Annotated in this window: 19 protein-coding genes; 15 read left to right on the top strand and 4 right to left on the bottom strand. The window is 47.1% G+C overall.

All coding sequences use genetic code 11. The annotated features are described in order from the left end of the window. The first annotated feature begins 211 nt into the window (after positions 1–211). The 11 genes from ACESZH_RS06460 to ACESZH_RS06410 all read left to right on the top strand — a co-directional run bounded on the left by ACESZH_RS06460 (position 212) and on the right by ACESZH_RS06410 (position 14,039). A complete protein-coding gene (locus tag ACESZH_RS06460; protein WP_373212996.1) occupies positions 212–1,153 on the top strand; it encodes a hypothetical protein in 942 nt (313 codons plus the stop codon). Positions 1,154–1,433: 280 nt separating this feature from the next. Continuing rightward, entirely contained in the window at positions 1,434–2,306 is an 873-nt protein-coding gene (locus tag ACESZH_RS06455) for a glycyl-radical enzyme activating protein (protein WP_373212999.1), read from the top strand. 54 nt (positions 2,307–2,360) lie between these two features. After that, entirely contained in the window at positions 2,361–4,751 is a 2,391-nt protein-coding gene (locus tag ACESZH_RS06450; RefSeq protein WP_373213002.1) for a pyruvate formate lyase family protein, read from the top strand. A 34-nt stretch (positions 4,752–4,785) separates the two neighbouring features. Continuing rightward, positions 4,786–5,844 carry a GntR family transcriptional regulator gene (locus ACESZH_RS06445; protein ID WP_373213004.1) on the top strand — a complete coding sequence of 353 codons (1,059 nt, stop codon included), beginning with the start codon at positions 4,786–4,788 and terminating at the stop codon, positions 5,842–5,844. 30 nt (positions 5,845–5,874) lie between these two features. Further along, the gene (locus ACESZH_RS06440; RefSeq protein ID WP_373213007.1) at positions 5,875–7,251 is read left to right on the top strand and encodes a sedoheptulokinase; all 1,377 of its coding nucleotides are present in this window, start codon (positions 5,875–5,877) and stop codon (positions 7,249–7,251) included. Positions 7,252–7,282: 31 nt separating this feature from the next. Then, positions 7,283–7,954, top strand: coding sequence for a fructose-6-phosphate aldolase (locus ACESZH_RS06435; protein ID WP_373213010.1), 672 nt, complete (start codon positions 7,283–7,285; stop codon positions 7,952–7,954). Positions 7,955–8,001: 47 nt separating this feature from the next. Further along, positions 8,002–9,510 carry a xylulokinase gene (gene xylB / locus ACESZH_RS06430; RefSeq protein ID WP_373213012.1) on the top strand — a complete coding sequence of 503 codons (1,509 nt, stop codon included), beginning with the start codon at positions 8,002–8,004 and terminating at the stop codon, positions 9,508–9,510. A gap of 172 nt (positions 9,511–9,682) precedes the next feature. Beyond that, complete coding sequence (rhaB, locus tag ACESZH_RS06425) at positions 9,683–11,083, top strand: rhamnulokinase (protein ID WP_373213014.1); 1,401 nt, start codon at positions 9,683–9,685, stop codon at positions 11,081–11,083. Positions 11,084–11,112: 29 nt separating this feature from the next. After that, the gene (locus ACESZH_RS06420) at positions 11,113–12,531 is read left to right on the top strand and encodes an arabinose isomerase (RefSeq protein ID WP_373213017.1); all 1,419 of its coding nucleotides are present in this window, start codon (positions 11,113–11,115) and stop codon (positions 12,529–12,531) included. A gap of 162 nt (positions 12,532–12,693) precedes the next feature. Then, a complete protein-coding gene (locus ACESZH_RS06415) occupies positions 12,694–13,017 on the top strand; it encodes a PadR family transcriptional regulator (RefSeq protein ID WP_373213018.1) in 324 nt (107 codons plus the stop codon). Next, complete coding sequence (locus ACESZH_RS06410) at positions 13,014–14,039, top strand: DUF4097 family beta strand repeat-containing protein (RefSeq protein WP_373213020.1); 1,026 nt, start codon at positions 13,014–13,016, stop codon at positions 14,037–14,039. Before ACESZH_RS06415 ends, ACESZH_RS06410 begins: the two co-directional genes overlap by 4 nt. Before the next feature lie 11 nt (positions 14,040–14,050). Here ACESZH_RS06410 and ACESZH_RS06405 read toward each other — a convergent pair whose 3' ends face one another. Continuing rightward, positions 14,051–14,431, bottom strand: coding sequence for a DUF3783 domain-containing protein (locus ACESZH_RS06405; RefSeq protein ID WP_373213022.1), 381 nt, complete (start codon positions 14,429–14,431; stop codon positions 14,051–14,053). A 220-nt stretch (positions 14,432–14,651) separates the two neighbouring features. Here ACESZH_RS06405 and ACESZH_RS06400 point away from each other — a divergent pair, with 220 nt between their 5' ends. Both ACESZH_RS06400 and ACESZH_RS06395 read left to right on the top strand, forming a co-directional pair. Continuing rightward, the gene (locus ACESZH_RS06400; protein WP_373213024.1) at positions 14,652–15,122 is read left to right on the top strand and encodes an RNA polymerase sigma factor; all 471 of its coding nucleotides are present in this window, start codon (positions 14,652–14,654) and stop codon (positions 15,120–15,122) included. Then, positions 15,122–16,363: a hypothetical protein gene (locus ACESZH_RS06395; RefSeq protein ID WP_373213026.1), complete on the top strand. Its 1,242-nt coding sequence runs from the start codon at positions 15,122–15,124 to the stop codon at positions 16,361–16,363. Before ACESZH_RS06400 ends, ACESZH_RS06395 begins: the two co-directional genes overlap by 1 nt. A gap of 14 nt (positions 16,364–16,377) precedes the next feature. On the opposite strand, the gene ACESZH_RS06390 is transcribed toward ACESZH_RS06395, so the two are convergent. The 3 genes from ACESZH_RS06390 to ACESZH_RS06380 form a co-directional block, all read right to left on the bottom strand. Beyond that, a complete protein-coding gene (locus ACESZH_RS06390; RefSeq protein ID WP_373213028.1) occupies positions 16,378–18,234 on the bottom strand; it encodes a sensor histidine kinase in 1,857 nt (618 codons plus the stop codon). A 17-nt stretch (positions 18,235–18,251) separates the two neighbouring features. Further along, a complete protein-coding gene (locus ACESZH_RS06385; protein WP_373213031.1) occupies positions 18,252–19,808 on the bottom strand; it encodes a response regulator in 1,557 nt (518 codons plus the stop codon). Positions 19,809–19,898: 90 nt separating this feature from the next. Continuing rightward, positions 19,899–22,196 carry an extracellular solute-binding protein gene (locus tag ACESZH_RS06380; protein WP_373213033.1) on the bottom strand — a complete coding sequence of 766 codons (2,298 nt, stop codon included), beginning with the start codon at positions 22,194–22,196 and terminating at the stop codon, positions 19,899–19,901. 173 nt (positions 22,197–22,369) lie between these two features. On the opposite strand from ACESZH_RS06380, the gene ACESZH_RS06375 reads away from it, so the two are divergent. Continuing rightward, entirely contained in the window at positions 22,370–22,693 is a 324-nt protein-coding gene (locus ACESZH_RS06375; RefSeq protein ID WP_373213036.1) for an L-rhamnose mutarotase, read from the top strand. A 53-nt stretch (positions 22,694–22,746) separates the two neighbouring features. Further along, on the top strand, positions 22,747–23,988 hold the full coding sequence (locus ACESZH_RS06370; protein ID WP_373213038.1) for a uroporphyrinogen decarboxylase family protein: 1,242 nt from the start codon (positions 22,747–22,749) through the stop codon (positions 23,986–23,988). Positions 23,989–24,007 lie beyond the last annotated feature (19 nt).

Here is a 24,007-nt window from a genome sequence, read left to right as displayed (position 1 = left end):
CGGATCGATACTTTTTCGGACATTGCAGACTTGTATTTTTTTCAAATATATGCTATTCTGATTCCACCTGATCGGGACAGTTTTTCGACCTGTCCTAACAGAAAATTCTGAATTCATTTCAAGGCCATCTCGGTCAGAGAATTCACTGGTAACTTTACAACTTTATATTGCGATGCCCTGTTTCTATGTACTATAATGAAAGGAGAGACAGATGAAGGATGGAAAGATACAGTGGCATCCTGCGTTTGCAGCAGCTCTGCGGATCGAATTGGCCGATGAGCTTGAAAAAGTGCAGATTGAAGAAGAACATTTACTTGGTCGCAAGCCAATGCAGGTGGATTGTCTTGTGGTAAAGCGTAACAAGAACCAGCAGATTCACAAAAACATAGGTCAGCTTTTCCGGGAGCATAATATTATCGAATATAAATCTCCTGAGGACAGCTTAAGCATCAATGATTTCTATAAGGTATACGCATATGCCTGTTTCTATCAGTCTGACACAGAAAAAGTAATGGAAATCCCGCCAGAGGACATAGGGATTACCTTTGTCTGCAACCATTATCCCAGAAAAATGCTCAAACACCTCCGGGATGCAAGAGGGATCACTGTAAAAAAGCGTGAGGATGGAATCTACGAACTGTCCGGAGATCCAATCCCCATGCAGTTGATCATTACCCATGAACTTACAAAAGAGAAAAATTACTGGATGCAAAACCTGAGAAACGACCTGCGCTCAGGCGGAGAAATACAGGATCTAATAGAAACATATGATGAAAAGAAAACACACCCATTCTATCAGGATGTGATGGAAGTAATTATGCAGGCGAACTGGAAAGAAGCAGAGGAGGAACGAAAAATGTGCGAAGCATTAAGAAGACTATTTGCCGAGGATATTGAGGAAGCGAAAAAACAGGGAAGAATGGAAGGAAAAAGAGAGGGGAAAATAGAAGGTAAGATAGAAGGGAAAATAGAAGGGAAAATAGAAGGGAAAATAGAAGGGAAAAAGCTGGGAGAAAAATTAGGCATTACGGCCCTTGTAAAAGCCGCATATGACTGGAAAATGCCAAAGCAGGAGGTAATAAAAAAGATAGTAGAAGAATTCCAATTGACCGGAAGCGAGGCTGAAAATTTTGTCAAGGCTTACTATAAATAAGATTCGTGTATCCCGATGAAAAGGATCGATCGGATGCACTTAAGCGAAGAGTGTAAAATGGCGGTCATGAGTACCTTTCAGGTAAAAGATACTCCATGATCGCTTTTTCGCGGAAAAACGCACAAAAATCCCCTTGCCGTTTTGTGCAAGAATGCACCGCAGAAACGGTTGACAATACCATAAGCAATATCGTATTATCATATTAATAAAACAGCAGAAGCGATTTATTTTTTTAGACAAATTGGTATTATAATATGATACCAATTTGCAGGAGGAAGCGATGAAAATTAAAGTATTTCAAAAAGGCTTCAATTACTCCCAGGACGGCAGGGGAAATCGCCTGATTCTGCATTTACAGGGCTGTAATATGCACTGTCCGTGGTGCTCCAACCCGGAGGGAATGTCGCCCGAAGGGGCTCTGTTTGTGGAAAAGGAGTGGCTGAAGGAAAGCTGCTGTCCCAAAGGGGCAGTGAAGGAGGAGAGCCTTGACCGCAGTGTCTGTAAGGATTGCCGGGAGAGGTCCTGCATTCAGGGCAGACAAAAAGGAATACGGCTTTCCTATCAGGAATTTGAGGTAAGGGATTTGATCCGGGAATGTGAGGGATGCAGACCCATGTTTTTTGACGGCGGTGGAGTAACTCTGACCGGAGGAGAGATCACCATGCAGTTTGCGGCTGTAAAGGAGCTTTTGGCAGGTCTGAAGGAAGCCGGGATCCACACCGCCATCGAGAGCAACGGCACCCATCCCCATATGGAAGAGTATCTGCCTCTGGTGGATGAATGGATCATGGACATCAAACATATGGATGCAAAAAAACATAAAGAGTGGCTTGGAGTATCCAATGTACATACCATCGAAAACATCCGCATGGCAGCAGAGAAACACCCGGATGTGCTTCTTCGGATCCCTTTGATCCCGGGATTTAACGACAGTAAGGAGGACGCGGAAGCCTTTACAGAGTTTTTCAAAGGCTGCGCTGCGGGGCGCTCCAATGTCAGAGTGGAAATCCTTATTTATCATGAATTTGGAAAAGGCAAATGGGAGCAGTGCGGTTATACCTACACCATGAAGCTGGGCAGGATTTCACCGGAAACACAGCAGTATTTTGAAAAACGATTCCGAGAGGAAGGAATACAGGTAGTAAGAACCTGATAACGGTAAGTAAAAATAGTTGAGCTAAAAACAGAAAGGAGAATCACAAGTATTATGAGAATCCAGGAAATTTACACAGCAGAAGAAATCACAAATCTGGCGAAAGAGCGCTTTCAGGAGGAAAGAGCCTTAAACCATCTGGAGGGCTGGTTCCTTGCCAGAGAGATCGCCATGGAATGCGATGAAACCTTTAAAGACGAACCGGACTGCCTGCGCATTGCAAAAACGCTGGTGGAGGTAATGAAACGCATCCCTCTTACACTGGGGGATTACCATGTATTTGCGGGAACCCAGGACGATGCCTTTGCCCGCTCTTATGCGCTGATCAATCCAGCGTTCCAGGTAAGCTCTTTTTGCGGCTACTGCGACCCAACTGCTGTTTTCGGGGACATTGACCCAATCGGGGATATCACAGAAGAACGCATCGCAAAGGTAAAAGCATACTACGCAAAGAACGACTTTGCAGAGGCTCTTACAGCAGCCTACGCTCCGGCAGAAAAATACACCGCAGAGGCTGCCTTTTTCATCGAGCAGGTAACCGGCCATGTGATTCCCGATGTGCGCCACCTTCTGGAAAAGGGCGCGCTCTATGTCCAGAATGAAATCACAGAAAAACAGGCGCAGACCGAAGACGAGGGCAAAAAGCAGTATTATGAGGCAATGAAAAACTCCATCCAGGCAATGCTGATCCTTGCTGAGCGCTATGCGGCCATGGCGGAGGAAAAAGCCGCTGCTGCTGCCGGAAAAGCAAAGGAGCGCTACACCCTGATGGCAGAAACCTTAAAAACAGTTCCTGCGAAGGGCGCGGAAAATTTGTATCAGGCAATCCAGTCCTTTGTCCTGATCTGGCAGACCATGACAGTGGAGCAGACGCCTAATCCTTTCGCATTTTCCGTTGGAAATGCGGACCGTATCTTTGAGCCGTACCGCGCAAAGGAGGACCTTGACCGTGATCTGACCGCTTCCCTGTTAAAACACATGCTGGTATTCTTTAATGTGGCGGACAGAAGCTGGGCAATCTCCCAGAACCTTATTATCGGCGGCAGGGATACTGCAGGCAATGACCTGACCAATCCAACCTCCTATGCGCTGTTTGACGCATATTTTGACATGAACCTTCCGCAACCAATCCTTTCCGTGAAGCTTCACAAGAACACCCCGGATAAGCTGTACGAGGAAATGGGACGATTCTTCTTTACCCCGGGCGTGCTAACACCGTCCCTGTTTAACGATGATGCCCTTTTCGAAGTGCTGAAAAACAACGGCGTAGCGGAGGAAGATCTGGCAGACTATTCCGTAGCAGGCTGTCAGGAGCCGCTTATCATGGGAAAAGACAACGGCAACACCACTAATAGCTGGCTGAATCTGCCCAAGGTACTGGAGTTGGTACTCCAGGGTGGAAAATCCGAGATCACAGGAACGCAGATCGGAAAAACAAGGGAAGAGCTGGGCTATGACAACAATCTGGACCTTCTGAAAAATATCCGCGAGGTATTCTACAAAGAGCTTGATTTTTATATAGATGAAATGGTAAAAGCCGCAAACGGCGCATCCCGTGCCATCAGCCTTTATCAGGTTCCATTCCTTTCCGCTATGATGGGAGGAATCGAGAGCGGCGTTGATATGCGCGACACAAAAGAACAGGGAACAAAGTATAACGGCAGCGGCTGCCTGATCCACGGCCTGAGCGTGATGGCAGATTCCTTTATCGCCATTGATACCATCCTGGAAGAACGTCCCCAGGATGCGGACAGATTCCTGGAAGCTCTGCGCACCAATTTTGAGCAGGATGAGGAAATGCACCAGTATCTGCTGCAGTGCGACAAGTTCGGCAATAATATTGAACGCGTTGACAGGGAAGCAAAGCTGATCGCAGACAGGGTTTCCGAAATGGTGGCATCCAAGAAGAATTACCTGGGCAATCCGTTCCGACCGGACTATTCCACTCCGTCCACCCATCTGATGTACGGCTACTGGGTAGGCGCGACCCCGGACGGCAGAAAATCAAGAGAAATGCTGAACTACGGCGTAGACCCGCTGTACGGCGAGGCATCCGGCGGTCTTGGCATGAGAATGCTTTCCAACCGCTATCTGCCCTTTGAAACCATGAACGGCGGCTATGCATCCCATTTCGGCATCAACCCGGGTTATTTCAGGGGTGTGACCATGGAAGAGAAAGGGCTGGAATTTAAGAATAAAATCTTCACTCCGTTATTCTTTAATACTTACGATGAAAAAACGGTTTCCCCGTTCTACCTGTATGTAAATGTGACAACACCGGAGATGCTGCGCAAGGTGCTGGCAGACCCGAAGAAATATGCACCAAGCGGCGTGTATATTGTGCGTATTCACGGAACCTTTGTAAACTTCCTCGATCTCTCACCGGAGATTCAGGAGGATATCATCAAACGTCTTGACCCGGGTTCTACTTCCTTAAGCGCATAAGGTGAACCAGCCGCCGGGAAGAGGGAGGTTGGATTTGGAAGAAAAAAACCTATATCAGAATGTAAAAAAGAAAATCTGCCGCATGATCTACGAGGATGTGTATCAGGACGGAGAATTGATCCCGCCGGAACGCAGGCTCAGCGAGGAGCTGGGCGTAAGCCGGGTTACTGTGCGCCGCGCCCTAAAGCTTCTGGAGGAGGAGCACATTATTGAGCGGATACAGGGAAGCGGTACCCGGGTAGCGCTGGAGTATGGCGCGCGGGAGGGAAGTATGGACATCATCACCTTGGTAGCGCCAGCTCAGAATGCCTTTTTTTCCAGATTTATCGATGCCTTTCAGACAACTGCGGAGGAACTGGATTCCCTTGTGCTTTTTAAGCAAAAGCCCGCCAACAGCTCTCTGGAAAAATGCCTTTTTCAGATTTACGAAAAAGATCTGAGAAATGTGGTGCTCTGGTTGGAGGATATGGAGCTGAGCCAGGAGGCGCTTCGGAAGCTGCGGGGGCTGGGTATGAATATCGTGTTGTTTGACACTACCTTTAAAAGCGCTTATGCAGACGCCGTCTGCCTGAACAACTGTGATGCGGTGAAGCGTCTCTACAGTCTGCTTCGTGAAAAGGGCTGTACAAGGATCGGCTATGTCGGATGGGATGAGATGCTGGTGCGCAGTGTCCGGGCAAGAGAAAGAGAACTTGTCAGGCTGGATCCGGAAGCGACAGTCTGCCGGATGTCCTGGAAATACAGAAACCGTCCGGAGGAAATGCCCATGAAGGATGTGGAGGAACGTCTGGAACGTCTTTCCGGGTGTGACGGAGTCATTTACAGCGTGGCGGAGCTGGGAATCCCCTTTGAGCGCCGGGCAAGGGAAAAGAAAATGTTCCACAGGGCGGCGATGATCGACATGCTGCCCGGTGCGGAGGAATTGGGAATTCCGGTTATGGAGCAGGATTTCCAGAAAATGTCGGAGAAAATTTTTGACTGCCTGAAGCGGCAGAACCAGGAGGGAAGCGCCTGGAAAGCAGGCGTTTACCAGGTAAAGGGCAGGATGGCACCGGGAACGGAAAAGGCAGCCGGGGAACAGGAGCCGCAATAATTCAGGAAAAAATTACAAGGAGGCAGACCTATGCGTGCAATGGGAATTGATATTGGAACAACGACCATCAGCATCATTATGATTGACGGGGACAGCGGAGCGCTTCTGGGAAGCAGCACCATTGCCCACAAAGCCTTTCTGAAAGGAAGCGCCGCCAGCCGGATCCAGGACGCGGAGCGGATCTGGAAGCTGACACGGCAGACAGTGGCGGAAATGACAGAAAAATACGGAAGACCGGACAGCATAGGAATGACCGGGCAGATGCACGGTGTTCTCTATGTAAACGGCAAGGGGGACGCAGTGAGCCCTCTGTATACATGGCAGGACGGCAGCGGCAATGAGCTTTTAGAGGATGGGAGGACATATGCGGACATTCTCCGGGAAGCTACGGGGTCCGCGGCTTCCGGATACGGACTGACCACTCATTTTTACCTGCAGAAAAAGGGGCTGATCCCGGCTGAAGCAGAGAAGATGACCACCATCAGCGATTATATCGCAATGAAGCTGTGCGGAAACAGGATTCCGGTCATCGCCAGGGATATGGCGGCGAGCTGGGGCTGTTTTGATCTGGAGATCGGGGATTTCTGCAGGGATGAGCTTGAAAACCTTGGGGTAAGGCTTGACCTGCTCCCGGAAATCGTAAGCGGGCATCCTGTGGTGGGAAGAACAGAGGGCGAGGTACCCGAGGGCATTCCGGTATCTGCGTCTTTGGGAGACAACCAGGCAAGTGTGCTTGGCTCGGTCAGGGATCTGTCCAATACGGTGCTGGTCAACATCGGAACCGGAAGCCAGGTATCCTTTGGAACAGGAAGGTATCTGGAAGCCCAGGGAAGCATTGAGCTAAGGCCATGCACGGAAAAGCTGTATCTGATGGCAGGCTCCGGACTTTGCGGAGGAAGGGCGTATGCCATGCTGGAGCAGTTTTACCGGGAGGCCTGCGGCAGGGAAAACGAGGAAGCGCTGTACTCGGTCATGGAAAGGCAGGCAAGGGATTTTATTGATACCTATGGAAAAGAGGCAGCCTGGAAGATCAGGACCACCTTTTCCGGCACAAGAAGCAATCCAAGGGAGCGTGGAAGTATTTCGGGAATCGGTGTGGAAAATTTCCATCCCGGCGCCATGACCGTGGGGATGCTTCAGGGGATTCTGGAGGAGCTTCATGAGATGTACCGGCAAATGTGCAGCATGACAGGGACAAAGGCAGCACATCTGGTGGGTTCCGGAAACGGGATCCGGAGAAATAAGCTGATGAGAGAGCTGGCAGAGGATTTATTCCGTATGCCCATGGCGATTCCGGCATGTGAGGAGGAGGCTGCCTATGGTGCTGCCTTGCAGTCCCTTGCATCAGCAGGCTTTGCAGCTTCTATGACGGAGATGCAGCAGAAGATACACTATCTGAATTCTTGATAAAATAACGAATTGATATGGAGGAGAAAAAATGGAACTTTTATTAGACACAGCCAATCTGGAGCAGATCAAAAAATATGTAGCGCTTTATGAGATTACCGGGGTTACTTCCAATCCTACCATCATCTCAAAGGAACACGCAGAATTCTGGCCTTTGCTGCTGGAAATCCGGAAAATCATCGGTGACAAACAGCTTCATGTACAGGTAACTGCGGATACATGGGAGGAAATGCTGAAGGAGGCTGACTGCATCCGGGAAAAGCTTGGAAAGGACACTTACATTAAAATCCCCACCACAGAGCAGGGAATCTGCGCCATGAAGCATCTGAAGGCAGAAGGAGCCCGCGTAACAGGAACAGCCGTATATACCACACAGCAGGCTATGATGGCAGCCAGCGCAGGTGCGGATTATGTTGCACCCTATTTTAACAGAATGAACAACCTGAATGTGGACAGCAAAAAGGTGATCGGGGATATGGTCAGCTTATTTCGCATACACAATAAGCCCACAAAAATCCTGGCTGCAAGCTTTAAAAACACGGAACAGGTGATGGATGCCCTGACAGTAGGTGCTCAGGCTGTCACCGTTTCCGCAGATCTTCTGACCACAATGGTGGAAAACGCTATCATCGATTTTGCTGTGGAGGGATTCAAAAAAGACTGGATCAAAACATACGGAGACAAGAAAATATACGAGCTGTAAAGAATGGGGGCTGTATACAGAACCAGAATTTTTCGGAGGAAATACATATGGCGAAATATTTACTTGCGCATGATATCGGAACATCCGGAAATAAAGCCTCTCTTTTTTCCGTGGAAGGGGAGCTGATCAGAAGCACTACGGTTTCCTATCCGGTAAACTACGGAGCCGGAGGGCGTGCGGAGCAGGATCCTCAGGATTGGTGGGACGCTGTCTGCCGTTCCACAAAAGAGATCACGGCAGACATTCCCGCTGATAGTGTGGAGGCAATCTCCTTTTCCGGTCAGATGCAGTGCTGCCTTGTAGTGGACAGAGAGGGACAGGTGCTAAGGCCCGCTATCATTTGGGCCGACCAGAGGGCAGAGGCACAGGCACAGCAGCTTAGAGAGCGGCTTGATGAAGCTTATGCGTACCAGCTTCTGGGGCATCGTATCAGCCCGTCCTACAGCATTGAAAAGCTGATGTGGATCCGGGACAATGAGCCGGATATTTATGAAAAGACATATAAGATGCTTCAGGTCAAGGATTATATTATCTATCGCATGACTGGCGCATTTGTCACAGATTATTCCGATGCCTCGGGCACAAATGCCCTGGATCTGGAAAAGCTTTGCTGGTCACAGGAAATTTTGGATGCTGCCGGAATTCCCATGGAAAAGCTGCCCAAGCTTCACAATTCCATTGATGTTATTGGAACTCTTACAGAGGAAGCGGCAAAAGAGCTTGGTCTGACCACTTCGGTAAAGGTGGTCTGCGGAGGCGGGGACGGTCCCTGTTCCGCTCTGGGGGCAGGCTGCATTGAAAAGGACCAGATGTTTCTCACCTTTGGCACCTCAGCGTGGATCGGAGGAACTACAGAAAAGAAATTTCTGGATGAGGATCAGATATTCTTCTGCTTTGCCCATGTGATCCCGGGACAGTATATGCCCTGCGGCACAATGCAGTCTGCGGGAAGCGCCTACTCCTATATCCGGAATACCTTTCTGGGCGAGGAGATACGGGAGGCAAAAGAAAAAAAGATCAGCTCCTGGGATCTGGTGAATGCCCTGGTGGAAAGTTCGCCTGCCGGGGCGAAGGGGCTTGTTTTTCTGCCTTATCTCACAGGAGAACGGGCACCGCGGTGGAACCCGGATGCCTCTGCTGCATTTTTGGGAATCCGCATGTATCATACAAGAGAGGATTATGTCCGGGCGGTCCTGGAGGGCGTGGGCATGAATCTGGAGCTGATTCTGCGGGCGTACCGGAAATATCTGGACATTCCCAGGATGATCCTTACCGGAGGCGGGGCAAAAGGGGATGTACTGGCGCAGGTATTGGCGGATGTGCTGGATGCAGAGCTTGTGCGTCCGGACCATGTGGAGGAAGCCACCTCCATTGCGGCTGCGGTGATCGCAGGGGTGGGCTGCGGCATATACAGGGATTTTGGCGCCATTCACAGCTTTCTGGAATTCCGGGCTCCCGTTGTGCCGGATGAGCAGAACAAGGGAGTATATGAAAAACCCAAAAAGGTCTTTGAGGATGCCTATCAGGCATTAAAACCATTATATCCGGAAATGTAAAAAAAGCTGCAAATAAAGACACTTTTTTTGACAAACAAGGTTCTTCTCTCTTGATGGAATGTGTAGTAATATGGTATCATCAATAATGAAGGAAATGAACGGACAAAAGCAGATAACTGGCGAGTTGCCAGGGCTTTTGCGGCAAAACTTACATATTGAGGAGGTTTTAAAAATGGCAACATATTATGCAGCAGTAGACATGGGAGCATCCAGCGGAAGACTGATCCTGGGACATCTGGAAAACGGAAAGATGGTACTGGAGGAGATTCATCGTTTTGAGAACGGCATGGTAAAAAAAGACGGTGAGCTTTGCTGGGAGTTTGACAGAATTTTCAATGAGATCAAGATCGGTTTGAAAAAATGTAAAGAGATCGGCAAGATTCCTGTAAGCATGGGTGTTGACACATGGGGTGTTGACTTCGTACTTCTTGACAAGGATGACAAGGTCCTTGGAAACACCGTAGGATATCGTGACCACAGAACAGAGGGCATGGACGAAGAGGTTTACAAGATCATTTCACTGGAAGATCTGTATGCGCGTACCGGTATCCAGAAGGCAATCTTCAATACCATTTACCAGTTGATGGCAGTAAAGAAGCAGCATCCGGAATATCTGGAGCAGGCAGAAACTCTGCTTCATGTGCCGGATTATTTCCATTATCTGCTTACCGGACAGAAGACCTGTGAGTATACAGAGGCAACCACAGGTCAGCTTGTAAATCCGGTTACTAAGGATTGGGATTACGAACTGATCGACATGCTTGGATATCCGAGAAAGATGTTCCAGAAGCTGATCATGCCAGGCACCAGCATCGGTCACTTCTCCGACGCAGTAAAAGAAGAGGTTGGATTTGATCTGGAAGTTGTAGCTCCGGCTACTCATGACACTGGTTCCGCAGTTCTTGCTGTTCCGGCAAATGACGACGACTTTATCTACATCAGCTCCGGTACATGGTCTCTGATGGGTCTTGAGAGAACGGAAGCGGACTGTTCCAGGAAGAGTTGTGAGATGAACCTGACAAATGAAGGCGGTTATGGAGGACGTTTCCGTTATCTGAAAAATATCATGGGTCTTTGGATGATTCAGTCTGTGCGTCATGAATTTGATGATAAATACGGATTTGGTGAAATTTGTGCAATGGCTGAGGAGGCAAAGGATTTCCCGTCCAGAGTGGATGCAAACGATGAGTGCTTCCTTGCACCGGAGAGCATGGTAGAAGAGGTTAAGGACTACTGCCGCAGAACAGGGCAGCAGGTTCCCGAGACACTTGGAGAAATTGCAACCGTTATCTACACCAGCCTTGCAGAGTGCTATGCAAAGACTGCAAAAGAGTTGGAAGAGATGACTGGAAGAACCTACAGCCGTATCCACATTGTAGGAGGCGGTTCCAATGCAGGCTACTTAAATGAGCTGACTGCAAAGGCAACAAAGAAAGAGATCCATGCAGGCCCGGGCGAGGCTACTGCAATCGGAAATATCACTGCCCAGATGATCAAGGCAGGAGACTTTGATTCTGTTGAAGCTGCACGTACGGCTATCCATGAATCATTTGATATTAAAATCTATAATTAGAAAATATAATTCATTTAGGAGGACGTATTATGTTAGTTAACACAAAGGCAAAGGTAGGCGTTTTTTCTATCGCATTAGGAGCGTATCTGCCGCAGTTCCCGCAGCTTGTACCGGAATTTGAAAGCCAGTATGAGGCGTTTAAAAAGACGCTTCCGGATACGGTTGAGATCATTGACGGCGGCATGGTGACAACGAAAGAGCAGTCACAGGCAGCAGGTGATTTATTCCGTGCAGCAGATGTTGACCTGGTATTTCTGCAGTTACTTACCTATGCCACATCCTACAATATGCTTCCGGCAGTGAAAGATCTGGATGTTCCGGTTGTTCTTGTCAATGTTCAGAAGCTGAAAGCACTGGATTATGACCATACTGATATCGCTTCCTGGCTTGGCGAAGGCTATGCCTGCGGCGCTGTAGGCGAGATGGTAGCTGACCTTGAGCGTTACGGTAAGAGACATGCTGTGATCACCGGTGTTGTAGAAGGCGGAGATCCGGGAGTTCAGGCAGAGATCGAAGACTGGTGCCGTGCTGCTCAGACAAGAAGAAGATTCCGTGATACAAACATTGCACAGATCGGAAGACCTTATCCTGGCATGATGGACCTGTACATCGACGAGTCCAACTTATACAGAAGAATGCATCTGTATACCAAACAGTTTGACTGGGAAAAAATGTGGGTGATCGCAGACAATATTACAGATGAAGAAGCAATCCGTGCAAAAGCACAGGATATTCTTGATACCTTTGATATCGAGGGCGGCGGAACCATCGAAAAAGTATGGGATATGGCAAAATATGTGGTTGCTTTCGAGCAGTGGTGTAAGGACGAGCAGCTCGGTCTGATCGCTTCCCACTATGACGGATTTGCACAGGGACAGGCTGGTGTCCTTGACAGTATGCTGATCCCGGCATTCTCTATGCTGATCAAACAGGGTGTTGCCTGCGCAGTTGAGGGTGACATGAAGGTTGCCATGGCAATGAGCATTCTGAAGACAATCTCCGGAACCGGACAGCTTGCTGAGATGTATTCCATTGATTTCAATGATGACATTGCCATCATTGGACACAGCGGATCCGGTGATGCAGATATTTCCGATAAGAAACCTACTATGAAGATCGTAGAAGTATTCCACGGAAAGACCGGCGGCGGATATCTGACACAGTTCTATCCATACACAGGCCCGGTTACCTACCTGGCAATCACTCAGGACGGCGACGGACACTTCAAGTTTATCGTTGCAGAGGGTGTAAATGAGGAAGGTAAGATCCTTTCCTTCGGTGATACCAACATGAGAACCCGTTTCACCTGCGGAGCAAGAGAATTTGTAAACCGCTGGAGCGAATGCGGCCCGACCCATCATTTTGCAGCCGCTACAGGCAGACATATCGATACCATTCTGAAGGTAGCTAAGATTTTCAATGTAAAGGTTGAGATCGTTACCAGATAAGGATGAAATAAAGCCATCAATCTATCATAATACATATATTCAAAAAGAAAGACGCCGGGGAACCGGCGTTTTTCTATTGACAAAATGCTTACAGTATAATACTATATTATATATACTATGTATTACATAATATCATGCTTTGCATAGGAAGGGGAAGTGGAAATGGATACTCAGAGAAAAAAAGGTATTCTTGATATCTGCGTTCTGTCAGTTTTGCAGAAGGGGCCTTCTTATGGATATATGATCGTGAAGGAGGTCTCTCAATGCATTGAGATTTCCGAATCAACGTTATATCCCATTTTGAAAAGGCTGGAGAGTACGGGCTGTCTGACTACCTATAAGCAGGAACATAACGGGCGTATGCGGAAGTATTACGAAGTTACAGAAGATGGGCAGAAGAAAATCCGGGCATTTCTCTGTGAATGGGAGGAAATAAAAAGGATTTACACGTTTGTGGAGGAACGAAATAAGGAGGCGCAGCAATGAGACAGGAAGAGTATTTAAGGAAATTCATGGAAGAGTTAGATGATTTTTCACAGGAGGATAAGGAGCAGATTCGTGAGTATTTTCAGGAAATGATCTGCGACAGGCTGGAAGCGGGCGAGACAGAAGAGGAGATTCTTAAAAATATCGGATCCCCGGAAGCGGCAGCGAAAAAACTCAGAAGCGAGTACACAGCAAGAATGGAGGCTGATGATCCCAGAGTAGACAGTTCACAGAATTACGGGAAGGAAAAGCAAAGCAGGGCAGAGTACGGTGTCTTTTGCAGTGGAAAAGAAGCGCAGGAGCTGCAGTTTTTGCGGGTACAGGCAGAAAATATAAAAATCCAGGTAAATACAGTAAAAGGCAACACGGTGCGGGTGCTCTTTGAGCCAAGGGAAGGCGTGGATGAGATACGGACCAGTGAGGAAAACGGAGGCTTTACTTTTCAACAAAAGATACGGAAATTGTGGCTTTTTGATCTTCTGCAGTTTGGAAGAAGCTGCTGCATCACAGTGGAGCTTCCGGAAAGCTTTTGCGGAAGTGTGGAACTGATCACCAAAAATGCAAAGATCGAGTTGGAAAACACGGGAATGTTGGAAAGCCTGAAAGCAAAAACCAGTAATGCCCATATCAACATGAGCCGTGTGCAGGCTGGCAGAATCTGGCTGGAAACCTCCAATGGAAAGATTTCTGTGTCCGGCGCAGTGGGCGGAGATTTTCATGCAAAGTCCTCCAACGGACATATTGTGCTGGAGGAAGGGGATTTTACAGAAAATATTGAGATAAGAACCTCTAATGCAGCCATTGAGGTTCCGGGAATAAGCGGCAGAAATATTACACTGCAGACCTCCAACGGAGCAGTGCGGGGCAAAGTGCAGGGAAATATCAGTGATTATGATATTGAGAGCAGAACATCAAACGCAAGCAGCACTCTGCCCACTGATATGCGTTCCGGAAAGGGCAGAAGGCTGAAGGTATTTACCAGCAATGGAAAAATCAGCATTGATTTTGCAAGGAATGCCTGATTCTGTAAAGTTTAGAACTTTTTCAGAGAAGCATGCTCCTTCGAAAGTTCCTCGAAAAGCTGCAGGGAAGTCCAATGCATGGTGATAGGAGTGAGAACAGCCTTCAAGCTAACAGGCGGGAGGCTGTTTTTTTTGAAAAATGCAAAAAAGGCATTCATCTGTTCATCGGAAAAATCCTTCATAACCATCATTTCTTCATGAAAATTGCCGCCAAGATTAAATGCAGAAGTCTTGGAAAAGCCGGGTATCTCAAAAAGATATCCAAGGTTTTCCAGAAACTCCGGAGCCTGCACAATGCGGGCAGAAATTTTCTCTTTATTCAAATAGCGCCGTATTCGGCGCAGCCGTTCCTGATCTGTAAAATTGTATAATAAAACCTGAGTCTGAGACATAGACGGTCACCTCCAAAAATAATCCTCATATTTATCTTCTCAACAAAGTATACCTAATTTATATAAAAAAGTAAATCTAAACTAATTGCAGTAATCCCAATTGATCGTAATGAGTAAAGTATGAAGGAAGTCTATTTTTGTAAGAAATATTCCGTATGCGGGAACCTTTTCATGCCTTATAATGTCTAATAGGCAGATACACAAAAGGAAGGGAAAAATTATGGACAAGAACGCATTTGGAAATCTGGTTTTAGAAAACGAAGCACAGCTATACCGAATTGCAAAAGCCATCCTGAGGCGGGATGAGGACTGTGCGGATGCGGCGCAGGAAGCTATCACCAAAGCCTTTGAGAATCTGCACACACTGAGGAAAGATAAATATGCAAAAACATGGCTGATCCGGATCCTGATCAACGAATGCTGCAGGCTGGCCCAGCGCAGGCAACAGGAACAGCCAATGCCAGAGGAATGGAACGTTCCGGCACCTGAAAAAGAAAACTACAGCCGCCTTTACCAGGCACTTCAGAAGCTGGATGCAGAATTCAGGGTGGCGCTGGTCCTTCATTACCTGGAAGGTTTTCAGATACAGGAAATCTCAGAAATGCTGAAAATCCCTCCGGGAACTGTAAAGAGCCGTCTCCACCGAGGCAGGGAAAAATTAAAAGGATTATTGGCAGAGGAGGAAGCGTAATGGATAAAAAAATGTGGGAACAGGGATATCCGCAGATGCCGGAAGCCTTTCGGCTGGCAGTGAGGAGTGCGGTAGAAGAAAATCTGAAAACAGAATCCGGGAAACCGGAAAAAATTGTAAGAACAGGAAGACGCAAAAAGAGAAGATACCTGCTGCTCCTGGCAGCGGCGCTGATGGCTGGAATTGTAGCCGCTATGGGCGTAACAGCAGCCAAAAAGGAGCAAAAGCAAAGTCCTCAGACAATATTTATGAAAACTCTGGGTCTGGAAGAAAGAAACAACCTTGATTCGGTACTGCAAAAAGACGTTACGGTAAAGGCAGAGGAAACTCCAACCTACAAGGAGGATATGGATCCGGATCTGATCAAAAGCTTTGAAAAACGGGAAAGCAACGACCCCATCCTGGCGATTCCCATGGTACTCTACGATGGGCAGCGCCTTGCCATCTACGCGGAACCGACAGAGCAAGGAGAAAAGTATGACTGTGAGGCGTGGGAGCTTCGGATAAACGACCAGCTTATCGGGCCCATCGAAATGGAGGATAATCTGGGAAAACAGGATTATTATATCTTCCAAACAAAAACAGACGATTTGAAACTGACATCCCCCTTCGAAGTAACAATTCCGCTGCGGGTATACCACGGGGGAAAACGGTACGAGAATCAGGATCTGACCTTTACTGTAGATATCGAAGCACAGCTAAAAGAACTGCCGGACCAGAGTTTTGTCTGCAAAGAATACAGCGTAAAAGTAACAGACCTAAAACAGTCCCTCACATCTCTTCAGGGAAAAGTAACAGTGGAAATGACAAGAGAACAGAGAGCAGCTTATGTGGAGGGAAATACAGAGATTTCCGAGCTGCTTTTCCGAAGCCGGGAAGGAACATTTTGGAAAAGACTGGGAGGTTCGTTCGGAATATTTAATGACGGTGAGGAGTCACAGCTTCGCGATGAAAGCAATTATGTGATATCGTATCCCGCAGACACGGAAACGGACATCTCAGAGGACAGCGAAAAAGCCGCACCCTGTATAGAATACGGCTTTTATTACCAAATACCGGAGGACGACCCTCAGTCCGTTCTCCTGTCCTTCATGGGACTGAAAAAAGACCTGCCGAATGTGGGCGATATCCCTGCCGGGCAGCCTGTGCCGGAGGAGATTATTAACAGCCAGGATACCACTAATCCGGAAAATTATTATGGAGAAGATATGACAATTACTCTGTCAGGCATGACCGGATGAATGCTACCTGAATTTTACGAAAGCTGTTTCCTGTACTCTGTAGAGGAAAGATGGGACTCTCTTTTGGCAGGAATACGGATCTGCACCTCTGTTCCCTCGCCGGGAACACTGGAATAAGAAAGACCGTAATTTTCTCCGTAAAGAATCTGAAGCCGTCTGTGCGTATTGTAAATGGCAATATTTGTACCGCCGGAGGCGCTTTGACCTGTGCCGGAAAGGATGGTGGGCATTTTTTCGGGAGCAATTCCCACCCCGTCATCGGAAATCAGAAGAATAATATCTTCTCCCTCCATCCAGCCGGTGAGAACAATAGTCCCGGATTTGGAGGGCTTTTCCAAAATTCCGTGTAGTATTGCATTCTCCACAACAGGCTGCAGGGTCAGCTTTGGGATTTGATATTCCATCAGTTCATCAGGAACATCCGAGATAAATTCAATATTGTCGTGATATCTCATGTTTTGCAGATGAACATAAATGGAAACATGTTCATCCTCCTGGGCAATGGTGCTGATGCTTTGCTTTCTGCTTAAGGTCAGCTTGTAAAATCTGGAAAGGCTCTGCACAGCATTGCTGATTTCGGAGGTCCGTCCCTGTAGCGCCATCCAGTTGATCATATCCATGGTGTTGTATAGAAAATGCGGATTGATCTGTGCCTGCAGAGAGTTAAATTCTGCAATGCGCAGATCCTCAGCCGCCTTCGCCTGGTTTTCCAGAAGCTGGTTCAACTGTCTGGTCATGTAGTTGTAGGTGTCGATCAGATCACCTACCTCATCATGAAAGGCAGGACTTTCCATTGGAACAGGTGGTCCCTGGCGAACCGTTTTCATCTGATTGCTGACAGAGGAAATACGCCCGGTGATGGATCTGGCAGAAAGGGTTGACAGAAACAATGCAAGAGCAAGGAACACCAGATAAAGTATCACATACTGAACCATGATCTGATTGCTCTGGTCAATAAGCGGACCGGAGGGGAGTACAGTCACCATAAACCAGCCGGGCTTATTGATGCGGTAGAAGCCTGCATAAATCTTACTGTCCAAAATGGTCCGTTCAATAAAATTGTTGGAGGACGTAAAGGAGTCTTCAATGGTACCGTAGCTCAGCCAGTAAATGCCCGACAGAGAGCTATCCGAGGAAGCTACCAGATTGTCCCTTTCGTTGATGATATAGGAAACGCTGCCTTCCAAAGCCAGATTTTCACTGAGAACCGAGGTAAGGGTAGCACTGGAGTAATAAACTGCAACATAAGTTTTATAAGAAACTCCATGATAATACAGAGAGCCGGAGCGGATGTATGCCATGTCCCCGTATTCCGTCTGCTCCTGGGCGCCAAGGTAAAAGGAGGGGCAATACAGCTCAGAAGCCCCTGTACCCTGAAAGATACCGTACCAATAAGTTCCTTTTATCTGGGAAAAGGGCGCAAAAACCTCACCTGTGGACGGTGAAGCAAAAAGAGGAGATTTTTCATTAGGCCAATCAATATATACCCGGATACGGGTTATGGGCTCCTGGTCTGTGATCTTTTGTACCTGCCGGACAAATTCCTGCGCCTGAGCGGACTCTGCCAGAGTGGACATGGGAGAGTTTACGGGCTGGTGAAAAAGCTTTTTATAAAACGGCAGTGTAGAAAAAGCAGAAGAGGTATCAACCACCTTCTGCACAGTTTCTTCTATTAAAGGGGAAGTCTTAGCGGAAGCATCCTGCTCCTGCCGGATGGTATAGGACACTACCATGTCATAAAGCTTTCCGTAAAAGAAAGCTCCTAACATTAATACCGGTATAGTTACAGCAAGAAGCAATGAAATGGTAAGCTTTGTCTGGAGCTTCATATCCCCGTATGTCTGTCTGATCCTGCGAAATACATTTCCCATAGGTTCAAATCCTTTCGCTATGACAATTTTTCCCTGTATTCTGAGGGAGAAAGCCCTGTATATTTCTTAAAGCTTTTCCCGAAATAATTTCCATCGCTGTAGCCCACCTTTGAGGAGATATCCGCGATTTTATAGAGCGGGTTTGCCAGAAGCTGTTTTGCCTTCTCCATGCGGTACTCCGTGAGATACTGATTTAGGGTCTGTCCAGTCTCGTTTTTAAAGAAGGTGCAGACATAGGAGGTAGACAGAAAAACCTGTTTGCTGATATCCTTTACGGAGAGTGTTTCATTCATATAATTCTTACTGATATAGTCTTTGATGAGAAAGATGGTGGCATTTTCCTGTATATTGCTGCTGGCATCCTTGAAAAACTGTTCTGTCTTGCTGCAGAGCTTTTCATGAAGCTCCTGGAAAGAAAAAATATTTTCAAGGGTATCAATAACGTTTTCCGGCTCTGAACCGGAAGTGATCTGGAGCTGCATGGAAACATCCTCCACACAGCGGAAAAGCCTGTAATACAAATCCTTTGCCTGATTGGGCAGTACACTTTTATTCCTGTCGTAAAAAAGCTGCAAGGTCTGAAGAAAATCCTGGCTTCCCTTCTCATCCCGTGTATCCAAAAGGCCCTGAAAAACCTCCATAGGGTTTGAAGGAAGCGTAGGGCGGCTGCCGGAGGGCTCCTGAGTAACAGCAGCCCGGGAACTTAAGAAAATACCTATTGGGAAAAAGAAGCTGCTCTGAAGAAGGATCACTCCGGAGGTGTAGGACTGGTAAGCTCTGGAAATCCCCTGGACAGTTTCTCCGGCGGCAAGATAAAACTTGCGGTAGCTGGAATACTGGCGGCAGAATACGTCGCGGATGCTTTCCAATATTGTCTCTGAAGTCAGTGCCGGCCCAAATACAAAATATACCAGATACTGCATGCGTTTCTCCACATAAATGCAGTCCAGGCGGTACAGGCCCAGAAAATCCCGTATTTCCTGGTAAACTTTATCTTCAGAGGAGGCGGAATAATCCATGCTCGTGTCGATTTTGATAATGATAGCTGTAAAACATGTGGTTGAGGTAATGGGAAGATTCAACTCCTCTGTAAGCTGGGTAATAGCTTCCCGGTTGGAATCATAAGGGGCAGTTAAAAGGAGAGCCAGACGGGAGGCTGTCTCCATTGAATGAAAGGTTTCGCCCCTGTGGGTACGGACTTTCTGGTTGTACAGCTCTCTGGCCTCAGAAACTGCATCCCGGATTTCCTTAGGGTCGATCGGTTTTTCGATATAATTGACAGCCTTTAATTTGATGGCTGCTTTTAAATACTCTTTATCTGAGTAGCCGCTCATAAAAATGGGGACAACATCAGGAAGGATGTTGTCCAACCGTTCCAGCATGGTGATTCCGTCCATGCGCGGCATACGAACATCGCACAGGATAATCTCAGGTTTATGTTTTTTGGCCATTTCCAGGCCGTTTATGCCGTCATCAGCCTGAATGACCTCATCTATGCCAAGAGCTTTCCAGTCAAGGGAAGAAATGACACCAGTGCGGGTCAGCTCCTCATCATCTACAATCAGTAATTTCATCTTTTTCTCCTTAAGGTCTCCATTCTATTGCACATTATATCATAAAAAAACCGCAATTACGAGAAAAAGGCTTATAAAAGTACTCGAAAATCAGATGAAATGCAGGGGCTTTGGATAGCCGTAGGACTTAAACAGAAGCTCCATTTCTTTTTGACCTGCAAGCAGAGCTTCCGATACGGTCATGCCTTTCTGTAAAATGTTTTTCAGTATTTCACATAGGATTCTCTCAAGCTTGTTCTGCGGAATAATAAGTGATTTCTGCCGGTAAGGTCCGGTTCGTTTTCTGCAGTATTCAAAGCTTTTTTCCGTCAGCTCCATCCATGGATAGAGCTTCAGCAGTTCATGGCTGTTATAGGGGGCCATAACTGGTGACTGTCCGTCCACGATGGTCATGTAAAAGCTGATATCACTTCTGCAAAGCCACTTAAAGTATTCATAGGCAGCCTCTGACTGGTTGGTATATGGATTCAGTCCAAGATTCCAGCCTACACTGATAGGAGTGCGGCCGGGAAGCGCTTCATATCCCACCCGTCCAATGATGTTGCTGGATATGGAGGAGCTGATTTCCGATGCGTATTCGGAGTAGGTTACCAGCATAGCCGTTTTCCCGGAGGAAAAATCCGCAACCGTCTGACTGATAGAGGTTTCAAACGGATCCCGTCCTGTATATTCCAGAGTTTGTAAGATACTGTTAAAAGCTTTGGCGATTTCCGGCGTATTTAACGAGACACGGTTATATTTGTCCCATATGGAGCCTCCGCTGGACCAAAGGCGGATCAGGATTTCCGGAGCCAGCTCCTCATCGGTGATCCCCGCCAGGGAGGTGCCATACTGCGTTGGGGAATAGAGATTATATTTTCTGGTAAAAAAGCGGGCAATCCCGTTAAACTCCGTCCAGGTACGGGGCGGACGCAGGGAAATCTGGTATTGCTTCTGGAAATTCCGGAGGATAGTGGAATCCTCAAATAAATCCTTTCTGTAAAAAAGAATCTGGGAGCCGCCTACAATGGGGATCCCGTAATAATGTCCTTCATATTGGCAATTATCGCGGTTCTCCGGAAAAACGGAATTGATCAGCTCCGGATTTTGGCTGATGAATTCGGAAATATCACTGACAAGCCCGTTTTGTACCATGTATTGGAGCCAGGGAACATCATACATATAGATATCATAATCATGGTACGCCTTTGCCATATCCTTCATGATCAGTTCCAGCAAAGCCGTCTGCGGAGCAAAATCGATATGTACAGGGATTCCGGTCTGATGGGTAAAGGCTCTGGACAAAAGCTTAACAGAATGAGAGGTTGCCAGATCTGCCATCAGAATGCGCAGAGGGGGAGCTTCCATGTCGCCTGCAAGGTGAAAGGGAGCCTTGGAGGGAGGAGGAAGAAGCTTCAGGTCACTGTATACGATCTTGTCTGCAAAAGAGAGGGTCTTCTCCTCAAATAAAGCAGGTGACTGGATATTCTGGACAAGGAGCCTGGCGGCTTCGGTGCCAAGCGTAAAAGCATTGCGGCTGGTATGGATCACACCGGTTTTACGGGCAGACTGGTTCCAGCATTCTTCGCCAAGGGTGAGAAGCTGGATATCTCTTGGAACCTGCATGCCCAGAATGGAAATCGCCTCCAGGATGCCGTCCGCAATATTTTCCGAGGTAGTGATGATCGCTTCGATAGTATCCAGATCCAGATTATTGAGAACCATCTTAAAGGCATCCTCCTTGGACATGTTGGTTCGCTGGATCAATGAATTATCCAGCGGGATTCCATAGGTCTGGAAAGCAGCTTCGTATCCGCGGATGCAGTCACTCTCAGAAGAATAATAGTCCGGTCCGGTGATCAGTGCAACCCGGCGGTAATGCTTCAGAAGAAGCTGCTCTGTGAGAAAATACACGGTCCTGTAGTTATCAAAGCAGGCAAAGCTGGTATCGATATTTTCCGGGCGGCGCTCCATGAAAACAGTGGGGATGGAGTAGCTTTTGATCCGGCTGTTAAAAAAATCTGTGTTCTGGGGCTGTGAAGTAATGATCAGCAGACCACTTACATTCTGGCTGATAAACTCATTGATCTTCTTTTGCTCCGTGATAGGAGAGCGATTGGAAAAGGCCACGTTTATGGTATAGTCGTGACGCTGCAGGTAATCGGAGGCTCCTTTAAAGATCTCGGAGTGATACTGGTTATCAATGTCTGTCAAAACGATACCAATACTGTTGGAATCGGATATTTTCAGATTTCGGGCAGAAGCATTGGGAATATATTTCAGTTTTTCGATGGATTCCATGATACGCATGCGGGTTTCGGGTTTTACCTGGCGGCTTCCGCTGAGACAGCAGGAAACAGTAGCGATGGAAACACCGGCGTCCTTTGCAACATCCTTTAATGTGGCCATAGGGTTCTCCTTTTATAAGAAAGTTAAAGTCATCATATTTTATGTTTAATTTAACACAATAAATAGGATACGTCAATAATCTAAACGTTTAGATTATAATTTTGAAAAACGGGTTGTTTTTTATTTTTTTGCAGGTATAATGTGTACTATAAACAACGGAAGGAGCAGAGAAAATGAAGCGCTATGGTCAGGTTATAAAAGTAAAACCGGAATTTCTGGATAAGTACAAAAAGCTTCATGCCAATCCTTGGCCGGAAGTCAATGAGATGATCCGCAAGTGCAATATCAGAAATTACTCCATATATTACAGAGATGGATATCTGTTCAGCTATTTTGAGTATGTTGGAGAGGATTTTGACGGGGATATGGCAAAGATGGCTGCGGATCCTAAAACACAGGAATGGTGGAAAGAAACAGACCCCTGCCAGGAACCTGTTCCCTCAGCAAAATCAGGTGAATGGTGGAGCTTAATGGAAGAAGTTTATCATCTGGATTAATTTTTAAACTAAAATCTAAACGTTTAGAAAAAACGGTAAAAGGAGGAGCGATTATGACATCGAGAGAGCGAGTGATGGCATCTGTCAATCACAAACAGCCGGACAGAGTTCCGCTTGACCTGGGAGCTACACCCAGTTCCGGTATTTCTGCAATTGCCTACAATGGTCTGAAAAAACATTTGGGAATGGAAGGCGGACACACCAGGATTTTTGACGTAGTACAGCAGGTGGTTTATCCGGAAATCGAAATTATGGATCATTTTGGAGTGGACACCATTGATATCGGAAGAGTATTTAATACTGAGGATTCCGACTGGTACGACACCACGGTTGCAGATGGAACCACAGCACAGTACCCGGTATGGTTCAAACCACAGAAGCAGCCAAACGGCGACTACCTGGTTTTCGACAAGGAAGGCACACAGATCGCAAGGATGCCTGTAGGAGCAACATTCTTTGATCAGACCTGCTTCCCATACCTGGACGAGTATCCGGACGATTACTCAGATCTGGACCATGCAATGGGCAAAGTATTATGGAGCGCTCTGGTACACAGTCCATGGGATCATTCCGGAGATAAGGATTTCTGGAAAGAGCTTCGTACAAGAACCTTAAAGCTGCGTGAATCCACAGATCGGGCACTGGTCATCACCTGCGGATGCAACCTGTTTGAGTGGGGGACCTTCCTCAGAAGAATTGACAACTTCCTGATGGATATTTACTCTGAGCCGGAGGAAGTGGACGCACTGGTCGAACAGTTGATGGAGAGACATCTGGAAACCTTAAAGAATGTGTGCGAATCCGTTGGAGATATTGTCGATATCCTTCGTTTCGGCGATGACCTTGGTATGGATACGGGAATGTTCATGTCCAGAGAAAAATACCAGGAGCATTTCAAAAAGCATCACACAAAACTGAATGAATATGTACATACCCACAGCAAGATGAAGACCTTCCTTCATTCCTGCGGTTCCATTTATCCGATCATCCCGGATCTGATCGATGCAGGATATGATATCTTAAACCCGATCCAGACCACTGCAAGACAGATGGATCCGGAAGTTCTGAAACGGGAATTTGGAAAAGACATCACTTTCTGGGGAGGCGGATGCAATACCAGAACCGTTTTGAACCGTTCCACACCTCAGGAGGTTTATGATTACACACGCAGAATGATCGACATATTCATGAAGGACGGCGGCTTCGTATTTAATCAGGAGCACAACATTATGCCCGATGTTCCTGCGGAAAATATCGTGGCAATGTATAAGGCCGTTGCGGACGCAAAATTATAATGCGCCGTGTTAAATAGTG

Source organism: Ruminococcus sp. 5_1_39BFAA (genome assembly GCF_964240875.1).
Lineage (GTDB): Bacteria > Bacillota > Clostridia > Lachnospirales > Lachnospiraceae > Blautia_A.
The sequence above is the reverse complement of the archived record's forward strand: the minus strand, read 5'-3'. Positions and strand labels throughout refer to the sequence as shown.

Coding starts and splice junctions, on each gene's coding strand:
- ACESZH_RS06400 (WP_373213024.1), top strand. CDS start 14,652: ATGGACAAGAACGCATTTGGAAATCTGGTTTTAGAAAACGAAGCACAG.
- ACESZH_RS06455 (WP_373212999.1), top strand. CDS start 1,434: ATGAAAATTAAAGTATTTCAAAAAGGCTTCAATTACTCCCAGGACGGC.
- ACESZH_RS06390 (WP_373213028.1), bottom strand. CDS start 18,234: ATGGGAAATGTATTTCGCAGGATCAGACAGACATACGGGGATATGAAG.
- ACESZH_RS06440 (WP_373213007.1), top strand. CDS start 5,875: ATGCGTGCAATGGGAATTGATATTGGAACAACGACCATCAGCATCATT.
- ACESZH_RS06385 (WP_373213031.1), bottom strand. CDS start 19,808: ATGAAATTACTGATTGTAGATGATGAGGAGCTGACCCGCACTGGTGTC.
- ACESZH_RS06415 (WP_373213018.1), top strand. CDS start 12,694: ATGGATACTCAGAGAAAAAAAGGTATTCTTGATATCTGCGTTCTGTCA.
- ACESZH_RS06435 (WP_373213010.1), top strand. CDS start 7,283: ATGGAACTTTTATTAGACACAGCCAATCTGGAGCAGATCAAAAAATAT.
- ACESZH_RS06460 (WP_373212996.1), top strand. CDS start 212: ATGAAGGATGGAAAGATACAGTGGCATCCTGCGTTTGCAGCAGCTCTG.
- ACESZH_RS06450 (WP_373213002.1), top strand. CDS start 2,361: ATGAGAATCCAGGAAATTTACACAGCAGAAGAAATCACAAATCTGGCG.
- ACESZH_RS06375 (WP_373213036.1), top strand. CDS start 22,370: ATGAAGCGCTATGGTCAGGTTATAAAAGTAAAACCGGAATTTCTGGAT.
- ACESZH_RS06380 (WP_373213033.1), bottom strand. CDS start 22,196: ATGGCCACATTAAAGGATGTTGCAAAGGACGCCGGTGTTTCCATCGCT.
- ACESZH_RS06410 (WP_373213020.1), top strand. CDS start 13,014: ATGAGACAGGAAGAGTATTTAAGGAAATTCATGGAAGAGTTAGATGAT.
- rhaB (WP_373213014.1), top strand. CDS start 9,683: ATGGCAACATATTATGCAGCAGTAGACATGGGAGCATCCAGCGGAAGA.
- ACESZH_RS06395 (WP_373213026.1), top strand. CDS start 15,122: ATGGATAAAAAAATGTGGGAACAGGGATATCCGCAGATGCCGGAAGCC.
- ACESZH_RS06420 (WP_373213017.1), top strand. CDS start 11,113: ATGTTAGTTAACACAAAGGCAAAGGTAGGCGTTTTTTCTATCGCATTA.
- ACESZH_RS06370 (WP_373213038.1), top strand. CDS start 22,747: ATGACATCGAGAGAGCGAGTGATGGCATCTGTCAATCACAAACAGCCG.
- xylB (WP_373213012.1), top strand. CDS start 8,002: ATGGCGAAATATTTACTTGCGCATGATATCGGAACATCCGGAAATAAA.
- ACESZH_RS06405 (WP_373213022.1), bottom strand. CDS start 14,431: ATGTCTCAGACTCAGGTTTTATTATACAATTTTACAGATCAGGAACGG.